Consider the following 21,760-nt stretch of genomic DNA (forward strand, 5'->3'; position numbering starts at 1 on the left):
CACTCCACTGAAGTGGGTTTTTTATATTTTATTTTTTATTCACAAAGTCACGATCCAGGTCATGGTGAACCTGTGTCGCAGGTACTTCTGGTCTTGGAATATTGCCAAGAGGTTCAGGGTTCTCTAAATATTTGAAATCGCCTGTGCCATCCGGTGCACTGCCCGTTGCCCAAAGGCCTTCAGATGATTCTTGTCCATCAGACAGATTCCAGAATTCCAGTCCATGCTCCTGAGCTTCCATCTCCGCTTCCGGAGGGAATGAAGCCGGAACAACAACACCGTTCTTTTCTTCTAATTCAGCTACTGCGGCCATCCACTGATACTGGTGGTAACGGTCACGTGCCAGCATTTTACGGAACGTGGCCCTTACGCCTTCATCCGTTGTCATATGATAGAGTCGAGCGACCTGCAACCGGCCCTGTGTTTCCGCATGCAGGTTTGATCGCATGTCCGCCAGTAAATTTCCGCTCGACACAATATATGCCCCACTCCAAGGAACACCATTTGAATTAATCGGCATTCCGCCAAGACCGCTGACGATCAGATGCTGCGGATCGACGCCACCCATAATGGCTGCCAGTTGCGGATCCTTTGCGGCTTCTGACTGATCCTCTGGTGTAGCACCATCCATCAATTGGCCGATGAGCGCACAGAGCATTTCAACATGTCCGATTTCCTCTGTACCAATGTCCATCAGCATATCTTTATATTTCTCATTGCCTCTGCAGTTAAAGCCTTGAAAGAGGTATTGCATCATGACGGTCATTTCTCCAAATTGGCCGCCGAGCACCTCTTGTACCCTTTTCGCCAGCATTGGATCTGGACGTTCAACCTTTACTTCAAATTGCAGTTCTTTTTGATGTCTAAACACTGTTCGTCCTCCTTTAAAATGGGTTTATTTGGTTCCACGGTCAAATTACCCCAATCCTCCGAAGACAAAACTAAGGATTCACCTGTTCTTAGTCAGATTTTTGAATAATTCCCAGAGTTCCAATAAACACTAACGATAGCTTACAAGGAAGGATGCAGGACATGGAACAAAAAAAGAACTCAAAGAGCAACAGCGAAGAAGTTGCGAAAAAAAACTATGAACCCTCTGATTACAGCAGCCAGTCGGAAACTGATCAAGGCCTTGCCATTACCCATGAGCAAGTTAGTGATGATTATATGGAAGGTACCATTGATGGTGTAATGGAAAACGTCGAGGGGAAAGATATCCCGCTCCAAGGCAAAGGCCATGACATTTATAAAAAGAAATAAGAAACGACAAAAGCCTGCAAACATCACCAATCGATGCCTGCAGGCTTTTCACTTTAATTTCCCAAACTCTTGATGTCCTGGTAGATCTGATTAATGTCGCTCACCTGTTTCATGAGGGGATGGTCCTCGATAAAGGAAGTATCCAGCTTTCCTTCCTTGATGTTTTTCAGGTACAGATCAATTCCAACTTCGAGCGACTGGGCTTTAGACTCCATCTGTCCATGCAGCTCCTGCAGGTTATCCGGAGGTGTCAAACCGCTAAATTCCTGAACGTCTGATTTCATCTGTTTCAACTGGCTTTCCAATTCTTTTTGTTTACTTTCATCATTCACTGCCTGCTTGACAAGGTCTGTCGTCTCACTGCTGAAAGTGGAGACTTCCCCTGCAAACTCTTTGGCCTCTTTTACATAATTGACTGTGTTGGCTGTATCTGTAACGGCTGAACACCCAGTAAGAGCAAGTAATCCTGCAATCAGACTGATCTTTTTTAAAAGCATACTTTTCCTCCTTGGCTGGTTTCATCCTCATAGATCCTTACGTAACAGCTTTAGGTTAAGTTTCATTTATAGAAATTTGACACAAAAAAAGAAACTTCGTTTAAAGTTTCTTTTCCGCTTTCCTATTCAGGATGGAATACAGCTCATCGAATTTACAAATTTCATACGTGGGCACAATTCCCGAATCGTTTGGTTTCTCTTCAGGATTAAACCAGCATGTATCCAAACCTGCCAGCTGGCCACCTTTAATATCGGAATGCAAGGAATCCCCAATGATCAGAGTTTCTTCCGGTGTAAATCCCGGAACCCGTTCAAACACATAATCAAAGTACTCCTTCATCGGCTTTTGATACCCGGTGTCTTCTGAAACAAAAACCCCTTTGAACAATCCGTGCAAACCTGATCCTCGCAGACGTTTATCCTGCGTTTTCGAAACACCGTTCGTTACGATGTAAACATGATAATGGTCCTTCAGCTCCGTGATCAATTCAATCGCCCCGTCTACAAGATGAAATCCCTCATCCAGAAAAGCACGGTAGCTTTTTTCCATGGAAACACCGTCGGCTTCATGACCATACTCTTTCATAAAAAGGGCAAAGCGCGTGTTCAGCAGTTCAGTCCGTTCGATTTCTCCCTCTTCAAACGCCTTCCATAAGCTTCTGTTCAGCTCTCTGTAATGCGTTTCCATTTCATCTGAAAATGGAAGCTTTTCTTTTTCAAACAGCATGCGCAATGCCGCTTTTTCCGTTGCTTTAAAATCCAAAAGGGTATCATCTGCATCAAATAACAGTGTTTTGTAGGTTCTCATGAGGCCATCTCCTTTTGCTGGTTTTCTTCTCTGCTGTTGGATTTAAATAAAACGATTCCTGCAATAATGATCAGCACACCAATCAGCTGTTTAATTGTGAACGGCACAGGTTTCAAACCTAAAAAACCGTACGTATCCATCAGCAGAGCAAACCCAAGCTGAGAAGCCATGACAATTGAAATGGCAACAGTTGGCCGCAGCCTTTTCATGCTCTGAACGACACACGTAACCACTCCAACACCGATTAGCCCGCTGAACCAATACCACGTTTGCATCGGATGAAATGCAAGGATTCTGCTGCCCTCAAAGACAAATCCGAGCGTCAGGGATGCAAGAAAGCCAAGGCACAACACCAATGTTGTTGTCGCCCAGGAATTTGCATGCTCGTTTACTTTGCTGTTAAATATATTCTGCATCCCGACAAGCGAACCCGCAATCAATGCCAAAAGAATTCCCAAAAGCATAAAGCACCTACTCCTTTTCTTTACTCGTAAATATTATCATTCGCCAGTTTCTTCAGCCCTTCATGATCTTTCACAAGTATTCCTCCGCTGTACCGCTCGACAAGACCTTCTGCACACAGCTGCTGGATCACCCGGTTCAGATGGCGATAGCTTGTTCCAATCAGATTGGCGGCATCCTTCAGACTCGCAGTACTGTGCTTTCCGTTTAACAATCCATTCGACGCATCAAACGAAACAGACAGCAGATAGCTTGCCAGCCGGACTTCCACCGGATACAGCAGGTTAAACCGCAATGTATTAGATTTAATATAGAATTTATTGGTGATAATTTTCAGTAAAAAATTTAAAAATGCGGGGTCGCTGCTTCCGTATTTTTTCAACCAGCGGTGATGAACACCAATCATGGTGACCTGTGATACAGCCTCTACCGTATTGACCGTCTCTGTTCCTCGTACATATTCAATATCACCGATCAGTTCCAGCGGGTTTTTGAACGAAAGGATTAACGTCTTCCCTTCCGGCGAAGTGGTATACACTTTCACTTTTCCCTCAACCAGAACATACAGATAGGCTGCGGGTTCGCCCTGGGAACATATCTTTTCGCCCTGTTCAAACGTACAGAGCGTTAAATGCGGCTGCAGGCTGGTATTGAATAGCGATTCGATTCCGTTTGTGCGCAAATAGGTGGTAAGCCTGTCTGTGTCCTTCAACTCCTCCATTCTATCACCTTCCCTTCGCCATTTCCCCTAAAAACTCAGTATCAGTACACCGGCAATCATCATGCCGATGCCGATAAACTGAGGCAGCTTCATCCGCTGTTTGGTTACACCGAACCAACCGAAGCTGTCCGTCAAAAAAGCAATGCTCAACTGTGCAATGAGGAGCGCAGAAATCGATACGGTCACGCCAATCAAATGGATCGCCGTCACATTACTGAAAATGACGATCGCTGCGAACGATCCTCCAGCCAGGTAAAGGGGTTTTACCCGGCGAAACTGTTTCCATGTATGATCCCGGAACACCAGCATCAAGAGCAAAGCCGCCACAAAACCTGTACCCTGCGTCAGGGTCGTGGCCTGCCAGGTGCCAATATCCTCGCTGATTCTGGAATTCGCTACCCCTTGCAGGGTGATAAAAAATCCGCCCAAGAGTGCAAATAAAATCCCTTTCATCCTATCTCTCCCTTTTTTCATTTTCCATTACTCATTATCAGGGAAAGACATAAGCAAAGGAAAGGACATATGTCCTCATTATAGTAAATTAAGTAAAAATAAAAAAGCTGGTTTCCCAGCTTTTTCATTAACCAACTATGACTCCCAGCCCCCGGCGAATAAGATTGGCTGTGACCGGTTCTCTTCCCATTTCCCTCGCCCAAACAGAGAGTTGACCGATATGATGGATTTCATGGGCAATCATATGCCTCATAATTTCACCATGGGTAAAACGGACGTTTCCGGGTTCCTCCATGAGTTGATGTTCCATGCTGTCGTTCCAGGCGTTCACAAAGTTCTGAACATCCGGTTTAAACTCGGTGTCGAGCCTCCTGACCTTTTCCAGGGATCGATACCCATCAAAACTTTCCTGAAAGTCAGGTTCCCCCTTCATGCCCCGTATCCAGCTCCATTCCACATCCGCGATATGGAACAGGGTATGAAGAATCCCGCCTACTCCTCCCGTCCGTTCCCTCAGAAGCTCTTTAAGCGGTACGTCTTCACACCACTTATACCAGTCTTCCCTGACTTGCCAGTTATATTGAAACAAGGTTTTCATATGTTCCCCCTCACGTTTAGTCACATCAAAACATCTTTCTACAGCTCAGCGGAATATCCTCTGCAAAAGCCCTAAAAAACTGGGAAAACAACAGACTGCTTTCCCTGTGAAACATTTCTATTCTTGATAGTTAAACAGCACTTCCCATGTTTCCCGGCCAACAGTGCCATCAACCTGAAGGTGCATTTTCTTTTGAAATTCTTTGACTTTGGCTTCCGTTTTGGTACCGAAATCCCCATCCACTGTAATATTGCCTACCACAACTTTTAACCGTTTTTGAATGTTGACCACATTCTCGCCTTTGTCACCTTTTTTGGTGACATGGCCTGGATATGGCAAACTGGTTTGATATAAGGTATTCCATGTAGTTGGCCCCACGATCCCGTCTTCCGTCAAAAAACGGTAGTGCTGAAACAGCTTGACGTTTTCGAGCGTCTTTTTTCCAAAGATTCCATCAGCTGTGGTCGGAATCAAATTTCGTGTTAACTGCTGTTGGACCTTCTTCACATCTGAACCTCGATCCCCATATTTAATGACATGTCCGGGATACGGTTCAGGTGTGCTCAATTGTTGTGATTTTACTTGTGATTCAGCATGCGATTGAGTTGGAAACAAAGGTGTAACGGCCAGAAACCCTGCAGCGGTCAAGCAGATAACAAACTTCTTCAAACTCATATAACGATGGCCCCCTTACAAGTTATTGGAAAAAAAAACACAACATTAATCTATACCCTGCCGTTTGTCCCTAACAACCTCACATTACCTAAACAGGAAAAATTACCGATATTTATATAATGCTACGGACGACCACTCGACCTTCTTTTCCGTTTTTTTGTGTGAATTTGCCGAAAAATCGGCACACCCTGAAGGCCATTATGATTTTTGTAAGCGGTTTTACGATAAATAGAGTTGGCACAAATCTTGCACTAGTAAGAGATGAAGTCTATTCATAAAAGGAGGAACTTGTGTGAAAGCAGCTGTTGTTAATGAATTTAAAAACAAGTTGGAAATTAAAGATGTTCCAAAACCGAAGTTGGAATTTGGGGAAGTGCTTGTCAGAATTGAAGCTTGCGGCGTTTGCCATACCGATCTCCATGCCGCCCATGGCGATTGGCCGGTCAAGCCAAAGCTCCCCCTCATTCCCGGACACGAAGGAGTCGGGATTGTAGAAGAAATTGCAGAAGGAGTTACTTCTGTAAAAGTTGGTGACCGTGTAGGGATTCCATGGTTGTATTCTGCTTGCGGAGAGTGTGAATATTGCTTAACCGGCAGGGAGACACTCTGTCCCGACCAACTGAACGGCGGATATTCGGTGGATGGCGGATATGCCGAGTACTGCAAAGCACCTGCCAGCTATGTAGCAAAAATCCCTCCAAACGTTGACCCTGTGGAAATCGCCCCGATTCTTTGTGCAGGTGTGACTACGTACAAAGCATTAAAAGTTTCCGAAGCAAGACCTGGTGACTGGGTAGCCATTTATGGAATCGGAGGACTCGGCCATGTTGCTTTGCAGTATGCAAAGGCAATGGGATTCAATGTGATAGCAGTCGATATCCAGGACGAAAAGCTGGAACTTGCAAAAAGACTAGGCGCTGATCTAACGGTTAACGGAAGAAATAACGACCCTGTCCAAGTCATTAAAGAGAAAACCGGCGGCGTTCAATCTGCCATCAGTGTGGCTGTTTCAAGGATTGCTTTCGAACAAGCCTATCATTCTGTAAAACGCGGCGGCACGGTGGTTGTGGTTGGACTACCTGCCGATGAACTGCCCATCCCGATTTTTGATACCGTTTTAAACGGAGTTTCAGTCAAAGGCTCCATAGTTGGAACCAGAAAAGACATGCAGGAAGCTCTTGCATTCGCTGCCCAAGGAAAAGTAAAAACGAATATTGAAACAGCACCGATCAACCAGATTAATGAAATTTTTGACAAGATGGAAAAAGGAGAAATCAACGGACGATATGTACTAACCATGTAGAACGGCCGAAAAGCATAAAGGAGGCAAAGCTCAAAGAGAACGAGCTAGCCTCCCTTTTTTTCGTTTAAAAAATAACGCAGCTGACGAGTCGTGATTTCTAACCGTTCCGCCGCTTCCTTTCGATTTCCCATCGTTTCTTTCAGCATCTTTGTAACAAATGCCCTGCCGATACGAACTTCCAACTCTTTCACTTGTTGAATAATTTCATCAAGCCCTACGTCCTGTTCAGCCGCCCATAATTGATGTATATGTTTGACCCAGTCCTCGAGGTAAAATTGCAGATCCTTTTCTGATTTCCCTAAGGCAGGAATAATGGAGGCGCGAGAACTAGTCCTATCATAGGTGGCAGCTCTTAGTTTATCCGGTAGATATTCGGATGTAATCATCCGGGTTTCTCCTTCAGCCAAAGCGGTTGCACGTTTTACAACGTTCACAAGCTCTCGTATATTTCCTGGCCATTCATAGTGCTGTAATAGATTTACCGCCTCTTCTGAAAAAGAGAGCTGGGATTGCTGTTTTTCAAGAAAATAGGTTAATAGTTCCGGAATGTCTTGTTTACGGTCACGAAGAGGAGGAATAGTCAGTTTTACAACCTCCAGTCGATAGAGCAGGTCTTCTCTGAACATTTTTTGTTCCACGGCCCCAGCAAGATCCACGTGAGATGCAGCCACTATTCGTGTGTTCGTTCTCCTGACAGCTTCATCACCAACTCTCATATACTCTCCTGATTCAAGCACTCGCAGCAGCTTTACTTGGGTAGATAAAGAGGCTTCTGCAATCTCATCCAAAAATATTGTTCCTTTATTGGCAATTTCAAATATTCCCTTTCGTTCTTTTATGGCTCCGGTAAATGCCCCTTTCTCATGGCCAAAAAGCTCACTCTCCAAAAGAGATTCTGAAAGCGAACCGCAATTCACTGCAAGAAAGGGATTGTCGGATCTTAAACTGGCTTGATGAACAAAATGAGCAAGCACCTCTTTACCTGTTCCTGTCTCTCCCTCAATCAGCACATTGATATTTTTCTTTGCAATTTTATAAGCAAGCATAATCAAATGCCGCATTTCCTTGCCGGAGCCAATAACCAATCCTGTTTGTTTTGCAATTCTATGTATTTCACTGTCATTGACCGTCTGGTTATGATGAAGCAGGCGATCAATTAAAGACTCCAATTCATCAATATCTTCAAACGGCTTTTCAATGTAATCATTTGCCCCCAATTTAATAGCATCCACTGCGGTTTTGATCGTACTATAACCAGTCATTACAATGGACTTGCACCCGGGACATGTTTTCTTGAGCTGTTTAAGAATATCGAGACCATTGGCATCAGGCAGTCGAATATCCAGCAGAGCCAAATCATAGACCCGCTCCCTGATTAAATGGTAAAAATCTTTACCGCTCCCTCCAAGGGAAACAGTGTAACCTTTACTGGATAACAAATACGATAAAAAATGCCCTACTTCCGGTTCATCATCAATGATTAAAATATTAATCATGCTATCCCCGCCTTAGCTCTCAATTCAAATCTATTCATCCATTATTGCAGGCAAGAAAAGAGTAAATGTACTCCCCCGCCCCATTTCGCTTTTGACCTCAATCGTTCCACCATGAGCCTGGGCAATTCCCAGGCTCACAGATAAACCAAGGCCTGTGCCTTTCCCTTCCTTTTTTGTGGTGATAAAGGGATGGAAAATCTCCTGGATCTGTTTATCACTGATTCCTATCCCGTTGTCAGTAACCGACAGGCAAATCCACTCTTTTCCCTTTACCAGACAGGAGGCTGTAGATATGGTAACCTTTTTATTTTTTTCGCTTCTGTTCTCAAGCGCATCCTTTGCATTTAGTAATAAATTGATCATTATCTGGCCGATTTGCTTCTGATTTCCGTTGATTTTGGGAAGCGGTGATTGTTTTACTACCTCCACTCTTACATTTTGCTTCTCAATCTGGTACACAATTAAGCTTAAATATTGATCAATCACCTCGTTAAGGGAACATTCCTCAAAAAAATATTCATCCTGTCTCGAGAATGTTAACAAATTTTGAATAATACTCTTGCTCCTTTTTCCACAGTTCACGATGTCGGTTAACAGTCGGTATGAAGGTTCATCTTTATTCGCTGTTCTTAACAACAATTGTGAATTCCCCAGGATAGCGGTTAACGGATTGTTCAGCTCGTGGGCCACACCTGCCGCTAACTCCCCGATTGCTGCAAGCTTGCCGGATTGTACAAGCTGGGCTTCCATTTTCCGTTTTGCAGAAACATTTCGTAAATATAAGATCAACCCATACATTTGTTTTTTTTCATTTAGCACCGGAGAAATAGTTGTTTCAAATATTTGTCCGTCTGCTCGTCGAATTTCTTGCAGTGCAGCCTTTTTCTTTTGAAGACAATCCTCCATCAGGGCTTCTATTTCATTATGATTGAGAAAACGTCGAATGTTTCTCCCCGTTTCCTCTGCATCTTTTAATTGTAAATAGTCTTTGGCAGATGCATTGACCTTCAAAATTTCACCCTTTAAGTTAAGCACGAAAATCAAATCAGTCACTGCTGAAAACGTATCTTCCCATTCTTTTTTGGCGTTTAAAACCTCGTTGTAAAGTCTGGCGTTTTCCAGACAGACCGAAAAATGATCGGAAAGCTGCTGAAGAAAAGAACCATCTGACTTATCATATTCGATGATCCCCTTGCTTCCAATGCCAAGAACTCCAATCACCGTCCCTTTGCTGTACAGAGGGAAAACCAGCATACTTTTTAATGACTGACCCGAAGCTGAAATGGTTTCAGTCTCTTCCTTAAAGGTATGGTACAGCATTTTACCGCTATCCAATGCTCTTCCATAAATCGATCGATCATGAAGCTGATGATTCATTGCGTCATGTTCGTTTGGATAAAAATTTGTTAATATGAGTGTTTCACCCTGACAAATGGACAAGCTGATCGAATCAAATTCATACATGGTTTTCAATTTATCCAGTATGTTTTTTAGCATCTCATCCATCGGCATTTCCACATTCAAGCTTTTCATCATATCATTAATAATTTCTAGCTGAAGATTTTTCTTCTGCATCTTCATGACTGTTTTTTTCAATTCGGTGTAGTAATTACGCTTTGAGGATTGAACACCCGTAAGCTGTTCGATTAATTGGTGCCGCATGGACAATTTTTCCAACCCCCTTACAAGGCTTGTCGATAAAGCTGAATGACATCTTCTATTTTAATATCACGAGGATTGGTTATCATGCATGCATCTTCCAATGCGACCTGGCTCATTTCAGAAATCCCCTCATCAGTAAGTCCCATTTCCGATAGCCGCTGTGGTGCTCCGATATCCAGGGATAATTGTTTAATATAATCAATAGCTTTTTTTCCTGCCTCTATATTTGACAGGCTCTGAACGCTTTCTCCGCACAATTCAGCAATCGTGCTGAATTTTTTCGGTACAGCAAGAAAGTTGAACTCCATGACATGCGGCAGCAATACGGCATTTACCTCACCATGAAGCAATGGAAACCGGCCTCCAATGGCATGTGACATGGCATGCACGGCTCCCAATATGGCGTTCGAAAAAGCCAATCCTGCCTGTAAGGAAGCCATCGCCATATGATACTTGGATTCCATATTAATTTTCGAAGCAACGGATGGACGGAGATGTTCTGCCACAAGCTGGATCGCATTTTTGGCCTGTACATCTGTCAAAGGTGTGGCTGCTATACTTACATAGGCTTCTATCGCATGGGTTAATACATCCAATCCGGTTGAAGCGGTCAATTGAGGACTTTTGGTCGTCAGTGTTTGAGGATCAACAATCGCAATATCCGGAACTAATGATTTCGATACAATGGTCATTTTCTTTTTATTTTTTGAGTCAACGATAACAGAGAACTGGGAGACTTCAGAGCCCGAACCAGCCGTGGTGGCGATCATAACCATTGGCGGCAATGGTTCATTGATTTTATCCACACCTTCATAATCATGAATACTTCCGCCATTTGTCACCAGGATGGCGATTGCTTTTGCTGTATCAATCGCGCTCCCTCCTCCTACGCCAATGACAGCATCACACTCATGGGCAATATACTGTTCTTTCCCCTTTTCAACCTCGAAGTCTTTTGGATTGGTCGTAATATCATAAAACGTAGCAAAGAGCAGCCCTGCCTTTTTGCAGTTTTCAATCACATTCTCTAGCCACCCCTCATTCATAACACCCCGATCGGTTACGATCAGCACTTTTTTAGCTCCCAGCCGAAGACAGCTTTCTCCAACCTGATCCCTTGAACCATGACCAAAAATAACTTCCGGCATAACAAATTTATTGATGTTCATTCGGCGCTCCTTTTCCATGGCAATATTTATGCTGATAATAGATATTTCAATAAATAACAGAATTATCTTTTAATTAGACATACCATAGAAAATCGGCTTCCTCAACACCTTTCTCTCGAAAAACATGTATTACGTCTCATGCTATTGAGAATAAAGAGGGCTAGTCTTGCGGTTCGACACGATTTAGTTGCGGTTGACAAGGAATAGTTGCATATCAAGTCATTTTCATTTTCCGAAAATCAAAAAAGCACTGCTGGACCTGCCAGCAGTACTTTTTTTCCGGTAACCGGCTTATTGTTAATAGCGATTCAGGCCTTGAGCGGCCAAACGAATGGCTCTATGATGTGCCCTCATTTTAGGGAATTGTAAAAAGAAGGTGCATCCGGTCATCATTCTATTCGGAAAAATTGAGCCCCTGTTTTTCGAGTGCTTCTTTTAATTGGTTCATTGCTTTTGGACCCATCCCATGAAGTTTGGATACTTTTTCTTCGCTATGCTTCGAAAGTTCTTGATAACTGGTAATGCCGGCACCGGCTAAAGCGCGTTGTGCCGGTTTGGCCATTTTCGGAGGAAATTGCTCCTCAATTGTCTGCGCCAACTTCCTCACCCCCTCTCGAATGTATACTTTCGTACACTTTTCGCTAATTCTTTCTCCATTCCTGCAGTATCTCCAAACACACAAAAAAAGAAAGGGAGCCCCTTTCTTTCTTGCTTTATTATTTACCGGTGAAAAAAGTCCACCGCTTTTTCCGAAGTTCATTTAAAAACGTTACGATGGAATGATTCTCTTCCTTTAACGCTTTTTCAAAATGGGACAAGGTCGGTTTGGGACCTTGAATCCGGGACACAAACCGTTTGCTTTTCACAAACTTCCCTCCAGCTTCATGGATGTTTGCTTTAGTATATGCAATCCAATTGGAGATTCATACAAAAAAGCAGCGGAAATATCCGCTGCCCAGGTCTATCTATGCTTGAATGTACCGCGCCGCTGCCCTTTTTGTATAATCCGTTCGTTCTCCTCCATCACCTGCAAGGTGTGATGGCTGATTCCTACTTTCGGGAACTCAATTCTCGGTTTCAGTGTGACTCCCTTACGATCGCTTTTCAGCGAAACCGGCTGGCTGCCCAACACATCTAATCCTCTTGCCATGCCTCCTCACTCCTTTCCAGTGCCTGTACTAAAATATCATACGTGGCGAGCAGGATGCCCATCAAGGAACAATCTACATCGCTGACTTTTGCTGTTGAAGAAATACGAATCACATAGGTTTCATCTTCAATATTAAATGGATAAAACGCAAAGTTATCTTCTTTATTGTAGTAGGCTTCCGCCCGTGATAATGTCGATTGAATCAAGCTGGCGTTCGAATACATCGCCAGAGCTTCGTTTTTTTCCTGAGGTGTTGTAAACGGCAGGATCGTAAAACTATGCCCTTCTTTTTCAACATACGCCTCAAGAACGAGTTTCAGTCCGTATAAATAATTTTCCTTACTTCCATAATACGCCGTGATTCCTTCCGTTTTCAAGATATACAGCGCATTATTTACTTTGGCCCGCAAATCGTCGAGCAGCATCTGGTTGTTTTCCACGGATTTTGTAATTCTTGCTAGTTCATTATTCCCGATTTTCTTTAAGTACAAACTCAGGAAAATGAAGGCATCAATCAGCACAAACACCATCAGTACCACCAGATAGTGATCCCAATTGGTAAAGATGCTGTGCGGATTCCCCGTCCAGTAGATCAGGGCGCCAAATATGTACAGCACATACCATAATTTCCGGATTGCATCCAACTTCTGCTCGGCCCGTTCCTCATCCCGCCAATAAAAGATAAGATAAGCCCCAATTCCTACAAATACAACCCAAACGACCACCCGAAAAAACCAGATCAACGCGTCTCCCTCCTGTCCCCTGCTGTCTACCTTAAATTCCATTACAAACGGGAAGAATCCTGCTAAAAAAGCATTCTTGTGACGAATGTCTCATATGGATTGAATAATAAAATATATTAGTAATGGAATTTGACTCTTTCGTGAAAAAACAAGAACGGGGAGGACTCCTATGCCTTCAAGCCGATTGCTCCAATTGCCTACGGAGCAAATGCTTTCCATTATACGGAATGGCCTTGGTTTATCACAGGTTCAAAAGAAAATAATTATCGTAGGAGCCGGCATGTCCGGTCTTGTCTCAGCCTCGTTATTAAAGCAGGCGGGACATGATGTAACCGTACTGGAAGCGACAGAAAGAGTAGGCGGCCGTGTCTATACCATGAGAAGCCCTTTTATGGACGATTTGTATTTGGATGTTGGGGCTATGCGTATCCCGCAAAACCACTACTTAGTACTGGAGTATATAAAGAAGTTCAATTTAAAAGCAAACAAATTTCTGAATGCTACTTCAAATGACCTCATTTACGCTAATGGAATAAAAACCAATCAAAAAGAGTATCAGCGGAATCCCGATATTCTCCATTACCCTGTAGAACCCCATGAACGAGGAAAATCCGCTGAACAGCTATTAATGATGGCTATCAAACCAGTCGCCGATTTCATTAGGAAAAACCCCCTTGAGAATTGGAACAAAGTCGTAAGAGACTTTGATAAATACCCAATGTCTTTTTTCCTCCGCAATAACCCTGTTGGTCCAAGTCTTTCCCCCGGTGCGATTGAAAGTATTAAAGTCTTGGTTGGACTGGAGGGCTTTCCCGAGTTATCGTTCCCAGCAATTTTAAGAGAGCTTCTCCCCCTATTTAGCCCGGATATCCAGTTTTATGAAGTTGAAGGAGGAAATGACCGTCTTCCCAAATCATTTTTGCCCTTCTTAAAAGAGAACCTGCACTTTGGATACCAAATGACAAAAATTGTTCAGCACAACGGGCAGGTAACCATTCACTCCAGACACACAAAAAGTCAGCGGCCACTCACCGTCACAGGCGATCTCGCCATTATTACAATCCCCTTCTCGCTGCTTTCTTTTGTGGAAATCGAACCGAGAAGTTCAATTTCCCATAACAAGTGGAAGGCCATAAGGGAACTGCACTATGTGGCTTCCACAAAGATTGGTCTCCAATTTAAAAGGCGTTTTTGGGAAAAGGAAGGTATTGCGGGAGGAAAATTGATGACAGACCTTCCCATTCGATTTGCATACTATCCAAGTCATCTTATTGGAACTTCCGGTTCTGGAATTATACTGGCCAGCTACACATGGGAGGATGATACTCTATCCTGGGATAACCTTCCTGAAGGTGATCGGATAAGAAATGCTCTGGATAATCTGGCCACAGTACATGGAAAATACATTTATGATGATTTTTTAACCGGGGCTTCGCACAGTTGGTCCCAATATCAGTTTTCAGGTGGAGCCTTTTCAATGTTCAAGCCTTCACAGGAGACCGAATTATTCCCCTTCATTCCTACACCGGAAGGGAGAGTGCATTTCGCTGGTGAGCATACTTCAACGGCACCTGCCTGGATTGAAGGAGCGATTCAATCAGGGATACGCGTTGCATACGAAGTAACGAATCTTCCAAGATCTTGCTAATTCCCACTCCATTCCAATCCTTCCAGGAACTGCAGTACCTCATTATGAAGCTTTCCTCTGCCAGGGCCTCTTGTTACAAGATGCGGAGAATTTTCATACCAAACAAGGGATTTATGTTGTGTGGAAACTTCGTCATAAATAATCTGCGCACTCTCTTGGTTGGTGGGATGGTCTTTCCCAGATTGCACCACCAGCACCGGACAGTAAATCCGGTCAAGGCGCGGACCGACCTCTTCAATCACGGCTTGCAATGACTTGACCGCCTCATCCGACTGCGGCTTTAGCTCTTCCCATTCCGCTTCTATTTGCTCAGCTGGTTTTCGTAAAATCTTTTTATAGCTTTTGGTAAAAGAACTGACATGCAGGCCAAGATCCTCCGTACTCTTGGGTTTGACAGGAGCACACATGGATACTAATCCTTTTACTGGATAAGTATAGGCTGTCTTTATGGCGAACACACCGCCGAGAGAAAGTCCGATCACGGCGATTTCTTCATATCCCTTTTCTTTTAACGATTGATAACCTTCTTCTACGCTTTTCCACCATTGTTCAGCCGTTGTGGTCACCAGTCGTTCAGGCGTATCGCCATGCCCTTCATACAACGGTCCAAGACATGTATAACCCTTATCATTCAGATAGCGTCCCAGCTCCCGTATATCCACCGTATTCCCGGTAAATCCGTGCAGTAGCAGGACTGCCCGTTTCCCTCCTTCAAAGAAAAAAGGCTTTGCTGGTACTATTTTCATCCTGATGCCTCCGATCATTTTAACTCTAATTACTGTATCACAAGGACCATAAATCGAAAAAGAAACGGCCCAAAAACCTTCCGCAAATGTATTTTATTAGAAAATTCACACAAAATTTAGAACTATTTTCAGAATTGTCATTGACATTCGCTATAGAAGGAGTAAAATGTTCATTAAAACTTTAACCGAGGTGTCCGTTTTGAAGTACGCATTTGCCAATCGAATTTATTCATTACAATCTTCTGCTGTCAGAGATATTTTAAAAGTTGTCAATCAGGAAGGTGTCATTTCGTTCGCAGGCGGTTTGCCTGATGATCAGTTGTTTCCTGCAGAAGCCATCGAAGAAGCATTTTCCAAAGTATTCGCTTCCGGAAAACATGCTTTACAATATAGTGAAACTGAAGGATATTTGCCCCTTCGTGAAGTGATTCTTGAACGTATGTCGCGAAAAGGCATTACAAATTACACAACCAAAGACATTATGCTGACAACTGGCTCCCAGCAGGTTATCGATCTTTTTTCCCGCGTGATGTTGAATCCGGGGGATGTCATTTTAACAGAAGATCCCACCTACCTTGCTGCCCTTCAGGTGTTCAAATCTTATGAAGCAAGAGTAATTGGTGTTGCCTCTGATGAAGATGGCATGATTCCGGATGACCTGCAAGCCAAAATTAAAGAATACAAACCAAAATGTATTTACGTGGTTCCGACCTTCTCCAATCCGGCCGGAAAGGTTTGGTCATTGGAACGCCGAAAAATGCTGCTTCAGGAAGCGCACCGACATAACATTATTGTTCTTGAAGATGATCCGTATGGCGATCTTCAATTTAATCGTGAGGAAACATACACTCCTCTCGCAGCACTTGATGACGGAAGCTGTGTTCTGTATACAAGCACGTTTTCCAAGACGGCTGTCCCAGCCCTCCGCACCGGGTGGGTTGCAGGTCCGTTCCAGATTGTCCGCATGATGTCTCAAGCCAAACAGGCAAATGACCTTCATTCCAATTCATTGTCTCAGCAGGCCCTGTACCATTTCTGCACAGGCTTTGATATGGATGGGCACATCAATCGGCTGATCGCAGAATACGAAAAACGGATGAATGCCATGCACAACTGTTTGAAGAATGCCAATCTTCCTGGACTCAAACTGAACAAACCAAAAGGAGGCATGTTCTTTTGGCTGGAGCTAGATGAGCATATTAACACGACTGAACTATTGTCAGAAGCTGTTTCCCGCGGTGTCGCATATGTACCAGGCGAACCGTTCTTCGCTTCCTTGCCAAAAACCAACGCGATGCGCTTGAATTTCAGCCATCCAACCATTGAACAAATCGAGAGCGGCATCACTATTCTGACTGATTTGTTTAAGGAATCACTAGAGAAAAACGCAGTTTTATCATAAAAAAAGAAGGAACCTCTCTTTTTTAAAAGGAGGTTCCTTTTCTATTATTTCACCCGCAGGCTTTGTCCAACATAAATCGTATACTTCTTATCCAGATCGTTCCACTTCTTAATTTGATTAATCGTCGATTTGAACGTTTTACTAAGAGAATACACCGTATCCCCCGGAGCAACAGTATGATAAACCGCTGTGGGCTTCCTTTTCAGGTTAAAATTTTTTACCAGCCCATCTACATGGCCGCGTGCAATGCTGGTAAGAAATGAAGCAGATTTTAACTTGTCCGCATCTGCATCTGTATCTATAAAACCGTTTTCCGTTAAAACGGCCGGCATGTTTGATTCTCTCAGCATATGAAAGTTAGCAGTTTTTTTTCCACGGTCCCTAAAGTCCACCAATTCAAGAACAGCATCATGAATATTGTTCCGGTAGGTTGTTGTGGGCGCTGTGGTACCAGGGTAAATATAGCTCTCAAAGCCTGTCCCGCCCCCAGCGTTAATGTGAACGGACAATAAATAATCAGCGCCCCATCGGTTAGCTGCATCCGTTCTGTCCTTCAATGATACAAACTCATCCGTCGTCCTGCTCATCATGACTTCAACACCGTTGTACTCTGTAAGGAGAATATTTTTGATCCTCGTGGCAATTTGCAAGGTAATGTTCTTCTCCCGTAAGCCGTTTCCTGTGGCTCCTGAATCACTGCCCCCATGCCCCGGATCGATAAATATTTTTACCATCTACCAAACACTCCTTGTTGTAAAAAAACTTGAGACAAGAGAATACTCTTATTCTCTCTATCATTATATGCAGTAATTTAGTAGAGGTTATATCTTTTGGTTTACGTAAACAGCATTTTGCAAATTCGTGTCAGGATTCCTGAAGCCAAGTCTGGATGACATCCCCCAGTTTCTCGCCCTTAGCCTCTACATCATTCATATCGTAAAATTTAACCATCGCGCGGTCATCGGCGAGCCATTCCAACAATCCCGTTTTATCCTTGACAAGGAGTCTCATGCTTTTGGGTTCTTTACTATTAGCCCCGCAATGAAAGATCAGACGAAAGAATCCCTTTCCATGCAAATTAAACGTCAGGCAATCCTCCCCCCGTAAGCAATAGCTGGGAGCATTCCATTTGATTTGTTCGTTTAACTCAGGGTGCGTATCCTGTATAATTTCCCGAACACGTTGAATTTCCTGTTTGAGCGGATGATCCAATACTTGCATAAACGTCAGTACTTCTTCCTGACCAGACTTCTTCTTGGTTACCATCGTCCTTCTCCTCCTTATTCTCCCTCCCAGGCCGGATTGTAAACGACTTCCCATAAATGGCCATCAGGGTCTTGAAAGTGGCCGGAATACCCGCCCCAGAACGCCTCATGTGCTCGATCAGAAATAACGGCTCCCGCCCGTTCGGCTTCCTCCATCACCTGATCCACTTCATCCTTGCTGTTGACATTGTGCCCGAGTGTAAAATTGCCTGAACTCGAAACAGACTTGGGAACCTTTGCCTCGTGAGCCAAATCCTTGCGGTGCCATAGCGCAAGCTTCAAACCGGATTCCAGATCAAAAAAAGCGACAGCCCCATGCTCAAATTCAGTGCCTATGATGCCCTCTGTCTTAAAGCCCAAACCATCACGATAGAATGTCACTGCTCTTGCTAAATCATCCACACCTAACGTTATAACCGTAATTCTAGGTTTCATGGCAAATCCCTCCTTACATACTTGTTAAATAAAAGAAACTCTGATCCTTTTTTTGTTAAAAAGATCAGAGTTGATGAAAAAATTAATTTTTGTTTTTTCTATTATTCACTAAAACCGAAACCTTAACATCTACATATTGAATGGATTCATCCCCACCAAAAACATGATAGATGGGTGATGCCAGATTTAAATCGTTGTCAACGATATACTGAAGCAGCTCTGCGTAAACAAATTCAGTCAGAGCTTCATAGTTTCCTGTAAACCGCTTCATAAGCATTTCATCCACATAATAATAACTTCTATATTTCAAAGACTCAGTAGACGGAATCTTGTCTTCATGAACAGGCATGAACAATTCAATGTACATGTCTTCATCTTTTGGAATGTTTTTCAAAGCATAGAACATGGGTCCTTTAATCGTTAAATTTGCTTCTCCAATCTCAGAAATGAAGTCTTCGATCACCTGTTCCATCTCACTGTAATGGAAAAAGTATTCTTTGGAGATGACATTGGTATAGGCAATGCTTTGATCCACAGCAATCATCGGACAGGTTCTCCCACTTCTACAATCGGCGCATACACATCAAGCCACGTTTCTCCGAAAACATCCAGACATACATGATAAAAGCTAGGATCCAAGGTAATTTGATTCTGTTTTGCGGTTTCTTGAATGAACTGATAGGCTTCTTCAATTCCCCCATCCTCATCTGTAAAACGGACACATAAGGCTTCTTCAATCACTAAAATATCAATATATTCATATGCTGAACCTTTCTCCAATTCAACGCGGTCATTAACTGGAACACTGTATGTAAACTCTCCGGAAGTCGGGTCATTGTCCAACGGTTTAAATTGGAAAAGAACCGGTCCCACTGGATAGATGCCATTATTTACAACCTGACTTCTTAGGGCGATTGCAGGCAAAAGCCAGTCTTCTTTTTTCACCACTTGCGTAATGCTAACCAAGTTTAGCATGGATAAAGATTTATATTGTACTTTCAACCCTATCTCTCCTCTCCTTTTTCAAACTAGCTCATTTTTTTCTTCTTTTTGTTTGCATTGCGATCATACTTTTTCAATCGTTTTCTTTTCTCACGATCATAATCATGCCAAGAAATATTAAAGGAAGGAAATTTATATTTGCAGTAAGCCAATAATTGAAACTCCGCCGCTCCAATGGCAACAGCATAAAGAATAACTGACAAAATAAAGTAAAAGAAAATTTTATCCAATGAGCTTTCACCAAACAGATGCACTGTCAGCAAAATTAGTAAAACGACAACATAAATAACAGAACCGAGCATCGTGAAAATAATGGTCTTATCAAAGAAAAATCCTGAAGAGTCTTCCCCATTGAATTTACCATGCTCAGCTTGTTTAAAGATACTTACCGTACAAAGAATATGCGCTAAAACAGCTCCGGCTATTAGCAGACCCACATAGGTTAAAGTAAGACTGTCATTTGGATAGTCAAAAGCTTTTTTAATAATGACAGAAACAAATCCAATGGTGCCCAGTTGAAAAGCATAGAACAAAGTTAAAACGGAAAGTGACTTTTGATATTTTATAAACATCTTAGGTTTTGTAAAAATAAACAATAACCCAATTTGCAGAACATAAAATACTACCTCTAGAGAAACAACTACCTTTTCAAAAGTACTCGGAAAGGCTGACCATCCAAATTTAATTAAACCAAATATTATAAAAAACATTACAATACTACACCAAATCATCGTTCCGAACATAAACGCCACACTATTATCAGGACTTAACCTGTTTTTGGCAGTCTGTTTAAAATCAGTTAATTTTTCTTCTGTTATATTCCACATTGTCTTGTTATCTCCACCTTACCAAGATCACCAAAATATCGATCCAATTTTATGTGTTACACCTTTAACCAACTTTTTTGCACCACTAACCGCACTTTCCCCATGAAACAAAGAAGTTTTAGTATTTAACAATGTGGAAGCAGCAATACCTACACCAGCACCGACTACTGTTCCAAGCGGTGGAAGAAATAAAGAACCTACAGCAGCCCCAGCTCCAGCTGAAGCAGCAATTGCCCCTAAGTCAACAGCTGAATCCGTTACAATGTCAGCTGCATCATGAGCTTGCCAGCCATCCTTCTGTGCCTCTACCACATTGTTGCCAATGGATAAGGCTGATCCTACTACTCCTAAACCTTTAACTACCTTTCCTACCTTGCCCACCTCTTTAAATGTATCCTTCCACTTCGTTGGATTTATTGTTTTTATACTGTCTGCATAAGAAGACTTAAAACCTTTAACTCCTTGCTTTCCTAAAGCTTTAACAAGTCCTTTTTTTTCATAATCAGTTTTAAACTCTTGATGTGCTTGAAAATCCGGCAATTTATAGATCGATGTCTTTGCCTTTTTTATTTGTGATTTGGTCGTCTTCAAGTCATCAAATTTGAAACCATTCTTTATATATTTGAATAAAGCATCATCATCTTTATTTAGTTTTAGCATTCTAGAAATAGCTACAATGTCTTTGGTATTCTTTGCAGATAACGTATATGCTCCACGACCTTTTCGGCCAGCGGGGTCAAAAATAGCCTTAAAATCATATTTCCATTTAAGATATTGGCTAATGGACAAGGCCGTAGTAATTCTGCCATATTTAATCCCTTTACTTACGCTTGTAACCCCTTGTCTTACTCCAGCAAATACAGTACCACTCAAGAAAGCGGTAAAACTGTCAGCGTTAAACAGCTTCTGGTCCGCTTCTCGAAACTTGGTTTCCGTGCGCTTTACAACTTCTTCCGCTCCAGTTAATAGAGACCCGTAATGATCGAGCTGCTGAATCAGACTGTTGTAGAGGGGATTGATGGCGGACAGATTAATTCCGCCTCCGTGGCTTTGCATAGAATAATAGTTCATTTGCAGATTCGATTTGATAGCCTTGCTCTTCGCTTCCAGCTTTTTTACATCCGAAGCGAGCGCTTTTAGTTCGTCTGGTACGACGTTTACACGACTCATTCCTTCTCCTGCCTTTCTACTCTCTATTCTAAAAAAGAAGTAGGACTCCATATACTGGACTTTCCTCCTAAATAGCCCACTTCCTTTTTACCCTTCTACCTTGCCTTAAAACCAATTCGTGCCAAATTTTAGATAATTCAGATGAAAAAGGTCCTACTCACACCATGATAGGTTAAAACAAAGGGTTTACCACTCATCAAAATTACTCTCCTATTAAACTTACCAACTATTTTACAAAAGTAATTACCTGGTGTACACAGTAAAATCT

Annotated in this window: 27 protein-coding genes; 4 read left to right on the forward strand and 23 right to left on the reverse strand. The window is 42.7% G+C overall.

All coding sequences use genetic code 11. The features are described 5' to 3' along the window. Nucleotides 1-28 precede the first annotated feature (28 nt). Nucleotides 29-871 carry a manganese catalase family protein gene (locus DMO16_RS08820; RefSeq protein WP_061968330.1) on the reverse strand — a complete coding sequence of 281 codons (843 nt, stop codon included), beginning with the start codon at nucleotides 869-871 and terminating at the stop codon, nucleotides 29-31. A 161-nt stretch (nucleotides 872-1,032) separates the two neighbouring features. Between DMO16_RS08820 and DMO16_RS08825 the strand changes: the two genes are divergently transcribed. Continuing rightward, nucleotides 1,033-1,260: a YozQ family protein gene (locus DMO16_RS08825; protein ID WP_129476844.1), complete on the forward strand. Its 228-nt coding sequence runs from the start codon at nucleotides 1,033-1,035 to the stop codon at nucleotides 1,258-1,260. A gap of 53 nt (nucleotides 1,261-1,313) precedes the next feature. Here the strand turns inward: DMO16_RS08825 and DMO16_RS08830 are convergent, their stop codons facing one another. The 7 genes from DMO16_RS08830 to DMO16_RS08860 form a co-directional block, all read right to left on the reverse strand. After that, nucleotides 1,314-1,757 carry a DUF6376 family protein gene (locus DMO16_RS08830; protein ID WP_129476847.1) on the reverse strand — a complete coding sequence of 148 codons (444 nt, stop codon included), beginning with the start codon at nucleotides 1,755-1,757 and terminating at the stop codon, nucleotides 1,314-1,316. Nucleotides 1,758-1,857: 100 nt separating this feature from the next. Beyond that, nucleotides 1,858-2,565 (reverse strand): YjjG family noncanonical pyrimidine nucleotidase, encoded by a 708-nt coding sequence (locus tag DMO16_RS08835; protein ID WP_061968322.1) that lies wholly within the window; start codon nucleotides 2,563-2,565, stop codon nucleotides 1,858-1,860. Further along, the gene (locus tag DMO16_RS08840) at nucleotides 2,562-3,029 is read right to left on the reverse strand and encodes a DMT family transporter (RefSeq protein WP_061968319.1); all 468 of its coding nucleotides are present in this window, start codon (nucleotides 3,027-3,029) and stop codon (nucleotides 2,562-2,564) included. Before DMO16_RS08840 ends, DMO16_RS08835 begins: the two co-directional genes overlap by 4 nt. A gap of 20 nt (nucleotides 3,030-3,049) precedes the next feature. Then, nucleotides 3,050-3,748 carry a Crp/Fnr family transcriptional regulator gene (locus DMO16_RS08845; RefSeq protein WP_129476849.1) on the reverse strand — a complete coding sequence of 233 codons (699 nt, stop codon included), beginning with the start codon at nucleotides 3,746-3,748 and terminating at the stop codon, nucleotides 3,050-3,052. Between the two features lie 27 nt (nucleotides 3,749-3,775). After that, nucleotides 3,776-4,201 carry a DMT family transporter gene (locus DMO16_RS08850; protein ID WP_061968314.1) on the reverse strand — a complete coding sequence of 142 codons (426 nt, stop codon included), beginning with the start codon at nucleotides 4,199-4,201 and terminating at the stop codon, nucleotides 3,776-3,778. 127 nt (nucleotides 4,202-4,328) lie between these two features. Continuing rightward, a complete protein-coding gene (locus tag DMO16_RS08855) occupies nucleotides 4,329-4,799 on the reverse strand; it encodes a DinB family protein (protein WP_129476851.1) in 471 nt (156 codons plus the stop codon). A 117-nt stretch (nucleotides 4,800-4,916) separates the two neighbouring features. Next, on the reverse strand, nucleotides 4,917-5,474 hold the full coding sequence (locus DMO16_RS08860; RefSeq protein ID WP_129476853.1) for a peptidoglycan-binding domain-containing protein: 558 nt from the start codon (nucleotides 5,472-5,474) through the stop codon (nucleotides 4,917-4,919). A 292-nt stretch (nucleotides 5,475-5,766) separates the two neighbouring features. Between DMO16_RS08860 and adhP the strand changes: the two genes are divergently transcribed. Continuing rightward, nucleotides 5,767-6,777: an alcohol dehydrogenase AdhP gene (gene adhP / locus DMO16_RS08865; protein ID WP_061968306.1), complete on the forward strand. Its 1,011-nt coding sequence runs from the start codon at nucleotides 5,767-5,769 to the stop codon at nucleotides 6,775-6,777. A 44-nt stretch (nucleotides 6,778-6,821) separates the two neighbouring features. On the opposite strand, the gene DMO16_RS08870 is transcribed toward adhP, so the two are convergent. The 7 genes from DMO16_RS08870 to DMO16_RS08895 form a co-directional block, all read right to left on the reverse strand. Beyond that, the gene (locus DMO16_RS08870; RefSeq protein ID WP_129476855.1) at nucleotides 6,822-8,273 is read right to left on the reverse strand and encodes a sigma-54-dependent transcriptional regulator; all 1,452 of its coding nucleotides are present in this window, start codon (nucleotides 8,271-8,273) and stop codon (nucleotides 6,822-6,824) included. Nucleotides 8,274-8,303: 30 nt separating this feature from the next. Continuing rightward, the gene (locus DMO16_RS08875) at nucleotides 8,304-9,935 is read right to left on the reverse strand and encodes an ATP-binding protein (RefSeq protein ID WP_129480347.1); all 1,632 of its coding nucleotides are present in this window, start codon (nucleotides 9,933-9,935) and stop codon (nucleotides 8,304-8,306) included. A 20-nt stretch (nucleotides 9,936-9,955) separates the two neighbouring features. Beyond that, nucleotides 9,956-11,104: an iron-containing alcohol dehydrogenase gene (locus DMO16_RS08880; RefSeq protein WP_129476857.1), complete on the reverse strand. Its 1,149-nt coding sequence runs from the start codon at nucleotides 11,102-11,104 to the stop codon at nucleotides 9,956-9,958. A gap of 394 nt (nucleotides 11,105-11,498) precedes the next feature. Further along, entirely contained in the window at nucleotides 11,499-11,711 is a 213-nt protein-coding gene (locus DMO16_RS08885) for a DNA-directed RNA polymerase subunit alpha C-terminal domain-containing protein (protein ID WP_420889632.1), read from the reverse strand. A 109-nt stretch (nucleotides 11,712-11,820) separates the two neighbouring features. Continuing rightward, complete coding sequence (locus tag DMO16_RS24200) at nucleotides 11,821-11,970, reverse strand: hypothetical protein (RefSeq protein WP_156412551.1); 150 nt, start codon at nucleotides 11,968-11,970, stop codon at nucleotides 11,821-11,823. A 95-nt stretch (nucleotides 11,971-12,065) separates the two neighbouring features. Then, complete coding sequence (locus tag DMO16_RS08890) at nucleotides 12,066-12,254, reverse strand: hypothetical protein (protein ID WP_061968297.1); 189 nt, start codon at nucleotides 12,252-12,254, stop codon at nucleotides 12,066-12,068. Next, on the reverse strand, nucleotides 12,239-12,997 hold the full coding sequence (locus DMO16_RS08895) for a type II toxin-antitoxin system SpoIISA family toxin (protein WP_061968295.1): 759 nt from the start codon (nucleotides 12,995-12,997) through the stop codon (nucleotides 12,239-12,241). The genes DMO16_RS08890 and DMO16_RS08895 overlap by 16 nt, the downstream gene beginning before the upstream one ends. 169 nt (nucleotides 12,998-13,166) lie before the next feature. Here DMO16_RS08895 and DMO16_RS08900 point away from each other — a divergent pair, with 169 nt between their 5' ends. Next, entirely contained in the window at nucleotides 13,167-14,645 is a 1,479-nt protein-coding gene (locus tag DMO16_RS08900) for a flavin monoamine oxidase family protein (protein WP_129476859.1), read from the forward strand. On the opposite strand, the gene DMO16_RS08905 is transcribed toward DMO16_RS08900, so the two are convergent. Next, on the reverse strand, nucleotides 14,642-15,391 hold the full coding sequence (locus DMO16_RS08905; protein ID WP_129476861.1) for an alpha/beta hydrolase: 750 nt from the start codon (nucleotides 15,389-15,391) through the stop codon (nucleotides 14,642-14,644). The genes DMO16_RS08900 and DMO16_RS08905 overlap by 4 nt on opposite strands. 199 nt (nucleotides 15,392-15,590) lie before the next feature. Between DMO16_RS08905 and DMO16_RS08910 the strand changes: the two genes are divergently transcribed. Then, nucleotides 15,591-16,793, forward strand: coding sequence for a PLP-dependent aminotransferase family protein (locus DMO16_RS08910; protein WP_129480348.1), 1,203 nt, complete (start codon nucleotides 15,591-15,593; stop codon nucleotides 16,791-16,793). A gap of 44 nt (nucleotides 16,794-16,837) precedes the next feature. Here the strand turns inward: DMO16_RS08910 and DMO16_RS08915 are convergent, their stop codons facing one another. From DMO16_RS08915 to DMO16_RS08945, 7 genes are all read right to left on the reverse strand, one after another. Beyond that, nucleotides 16,838-17,527, reverse strand: a complete 690-nt coding sequence (locus DMO16_RS08915; RefSeq protein ID WP_129476863.1) for an N-acetylmuramoyl-L-alanine amidase family protein — start codon at nucleotides 17,525-17,527, stop codon at nucleotides 16,838-16,840. Nucleotides 17,528-17,657: 130 nt separating this feature from the next. Continuing rightward, the gene (locus tag DMO16_RS08920; RefSeq protein ID WP_129476865.1) at nucleotides 17,658-18,059 is read right to left on the reverse strand and encodes a DUF1801 domain-containing protein; all 402 of its coding nucleotides are present in this window, start codon (nucleotides 18,057-18,059) and stop codon (nucleotides 17,658-17,660) included. A 14-nt stretch (nucleotides 18,060-18,073) separates the two neighbouring features. After that, nucleotides 18,074-18,493 (reverse strand): VOC family protein, encoded by a 420-nt coding sequence (locus tag DMO16_RS08925; protein WP_129476867.1) that lies wholly within the window; start codon nucleotides 18,491-18,493, stop codon nucleotides 18,074-18,076. An 82-nt stretch (nucleotides 18,494-18,575) separates the two neighbouring features. Next, entirely contained in the window at nucleotides 18,576-19,037 is a 462-nt protein-coding gene (locus DMO16_RS08930) for a DUF5085 family protein (protein ID WP_129476869.1), read from the reverse strand. Then, nucleotides 19,034-19,495 carry a DUF5085 family protein gene (locus DMO16_RS08935; protein ID WP_129476871.1) on the reverse strand — a complete coding sequence of 154 codons (462 nt, stop codon included), beginning with the start codon at nucleotides 19,493-19,495 and terminating at the stop codon, nucleotides 19,034-19,036. The genes DMO16_RS08930 and DMO16_RS08935 overlap by 4 nt, the downstream gene beginning before the upstream one ends. 26 nt (nucleotides 19,496-19,521) lie before the next feature. After that, the gene (locus tag DMO16_RS08940) at nucleotides 19,522-20,322 is read right to left on the reverse strand and encodes a hypothetical protein (RefSeq protein ID WP_061968274.1); all 801 of its coding nucleotides are present in this window, start codon (nucleotides 20,320-20,322) and stop codon (nucleotides 19,522-19,524) included. Between the two features lie 27 nt (nucleotides 20,323-20,349). Beyond that, on the reverse strand, nucleotides 20,350-21,543 hold the full coding sequence (locus DMO16_RS08945; RefSeq protein ID WP_129476873.1) for a hypothetical protein: 1,194 nt from the start codon (nucleotides 21,541-21,543) through the stop codon (nucleotides 20,350-20,352). Between the last annotated feature and the right edge of the window lie 217 nt (nucleotides 21,544-21,760).

It is taken from the genome of Fictibacillus sp. S7 (assembly GCF_004127935.1).
Lineage (GTDB): Bacteria > Bacillota > Bacilli > Bacillales > Fictibacillaceae > Fictibacillus_C > Fictibacillus_C enclensis.

Bases quoted from the DNA above. Each gene is read 5' to 3' on its own strand.
- DMO16_RS08835 (WP_061968322.1), bottom strand. From the start codon at position 2,565: ATGAGAACCTACAAAACACTGTTATTTGATGCAGATGATACCCTTTTG.
- DMO16_RS08845 (WP_129476849.1), bottom strand. From the start codon at position 3,748: ATGGAGGAGTTGAAGGACACAGACAGGCTTACCACCTATTTGCGCACA.
- DMO16_RS08880 (WP_129476857.1), bottom strand. From the start codon at position 11,104: ATGAACATCAATAAATTTGTTATGCCGGAAGTTATTTTTGGTCATGGT.
- DMO16_RS08870 (WP_129476855.1), bottom strand. From the start codon at position 8,273: ATGATTAATATTTTAATCATTGATGATGAACCGGAAGTAGGGCATTTT.
- DMO16_RS08875 (WP_129480347.1), bottom strand. From the start codon at position 9,935: ATGCGGCACCAATTAATCGAACAGCTTACGGGTGTTCAATCCTCAAAG.
- DMO16_RS08900 (WP_129476859.1), top strand. From the start codon at position 13,167: ATGCCTTCAAGCCGATTGCTCCAATTGCCTACGGAGCAAATGCTTTCC.
- DMO16_RS08930 (WP_129476869.1), bottom strand. From the start codon at position 19,037: ATGATTGCTGTGGATCAAAGCATTGCCTATACCAATGTCATCTCCAAA.
- DMO16_RS08925 (WP_129476867.1), bottom strand. From the start codon at position 18,493: ATGAAACCTAGAATTACGGTTATAACGTTAGGTGTGGATGATTTAGCA.
- DMO16_RS08825 (WP_129476844.1), top strand. From the start codon at position 1,033: ATGGAACAAAAAAAGAACTCAAAGAGCAACAGCGAAGAAGTTGCGAAA.
- DMO16_RS08890 (WP_061968297.1), bottom strand. From the start codon at position 12,254: ATGGCAAGAGGATTAGATGTGTTGGGCAGCCAGCCGGTTTCGCTGAAA.
- DMO16_RS08860 (WP_129476853.1), bottom strand. From the start codon at position 5,474: ATGAGTTTGAAGAAGTTTGTTATCTGCTTGACCGCTGCAGGGTTTCTG.
- DMO16_RS08830 (WP_129476847.1), bottom strand. From the start codon at position 1,757: ATGCTTTTAAAAAAGATCAGTCTGATTGCAGGATTACTTGCTCTTACT.
- DMO16_RS08850 (WP_061968314.1), bottom strand. From the start codon at position 4,201: ATGAAAGGGATTTTATTTGCACTCTTGGGCGGATTTTTTATCACCCTG.
- DMO16_RS08905 (WP_129476861.1), bottom strand. From the start codon at position 15,391: ATGAAAATAGTACCAGCAAAGCCTTTTTTCTTTGAAGGAGGGAAACGG.
- DMO16_RS08840 (WP_061968319.1), bottom strand. From the start codon at position 3,029: ATGCTTTTGGGAATTCTTTTGGCATTGATTGCGGGTTCGCTTGTCGGG.
- DMO16_RS08915 (WP_129476863.1), bottom strand. From the start codon at position 17,527: ATGGTAAAAATATTTATCGATCCGGGGCATGGGGGCAGTGATTCAGGA.
- DMO16_RS08945 (WP_129476873.1), bottom strand. From the start codon at position 21,543: ATGGAGTCCTACTTCTTTTTTAGAATAGAGAGTAGAAAGGCAGGAGAA.
- DMO16_RS08920 (WP_129476865.1), bottom strand. From the start codon at position 18,059: ATGGTAACCAAGAAGAAGTCTGGTCAGGAAGAAGTACTGACGTTTATG.
- DMO16_RS08940 (WP_061968274.1), bottom strand. From the start codon at position 20,322: ATGTGGAATATAACAGAAGAAAAATTAACTGATTTTAAACAGACTGCC.
- DMO16_RS08855 (WP_129476851.1), bottom strand. From the start codon at position 4,799: ATGAAAACCTTGTTTCAATATAACTGGCAAGTCAGGGAAGACTGGTAT.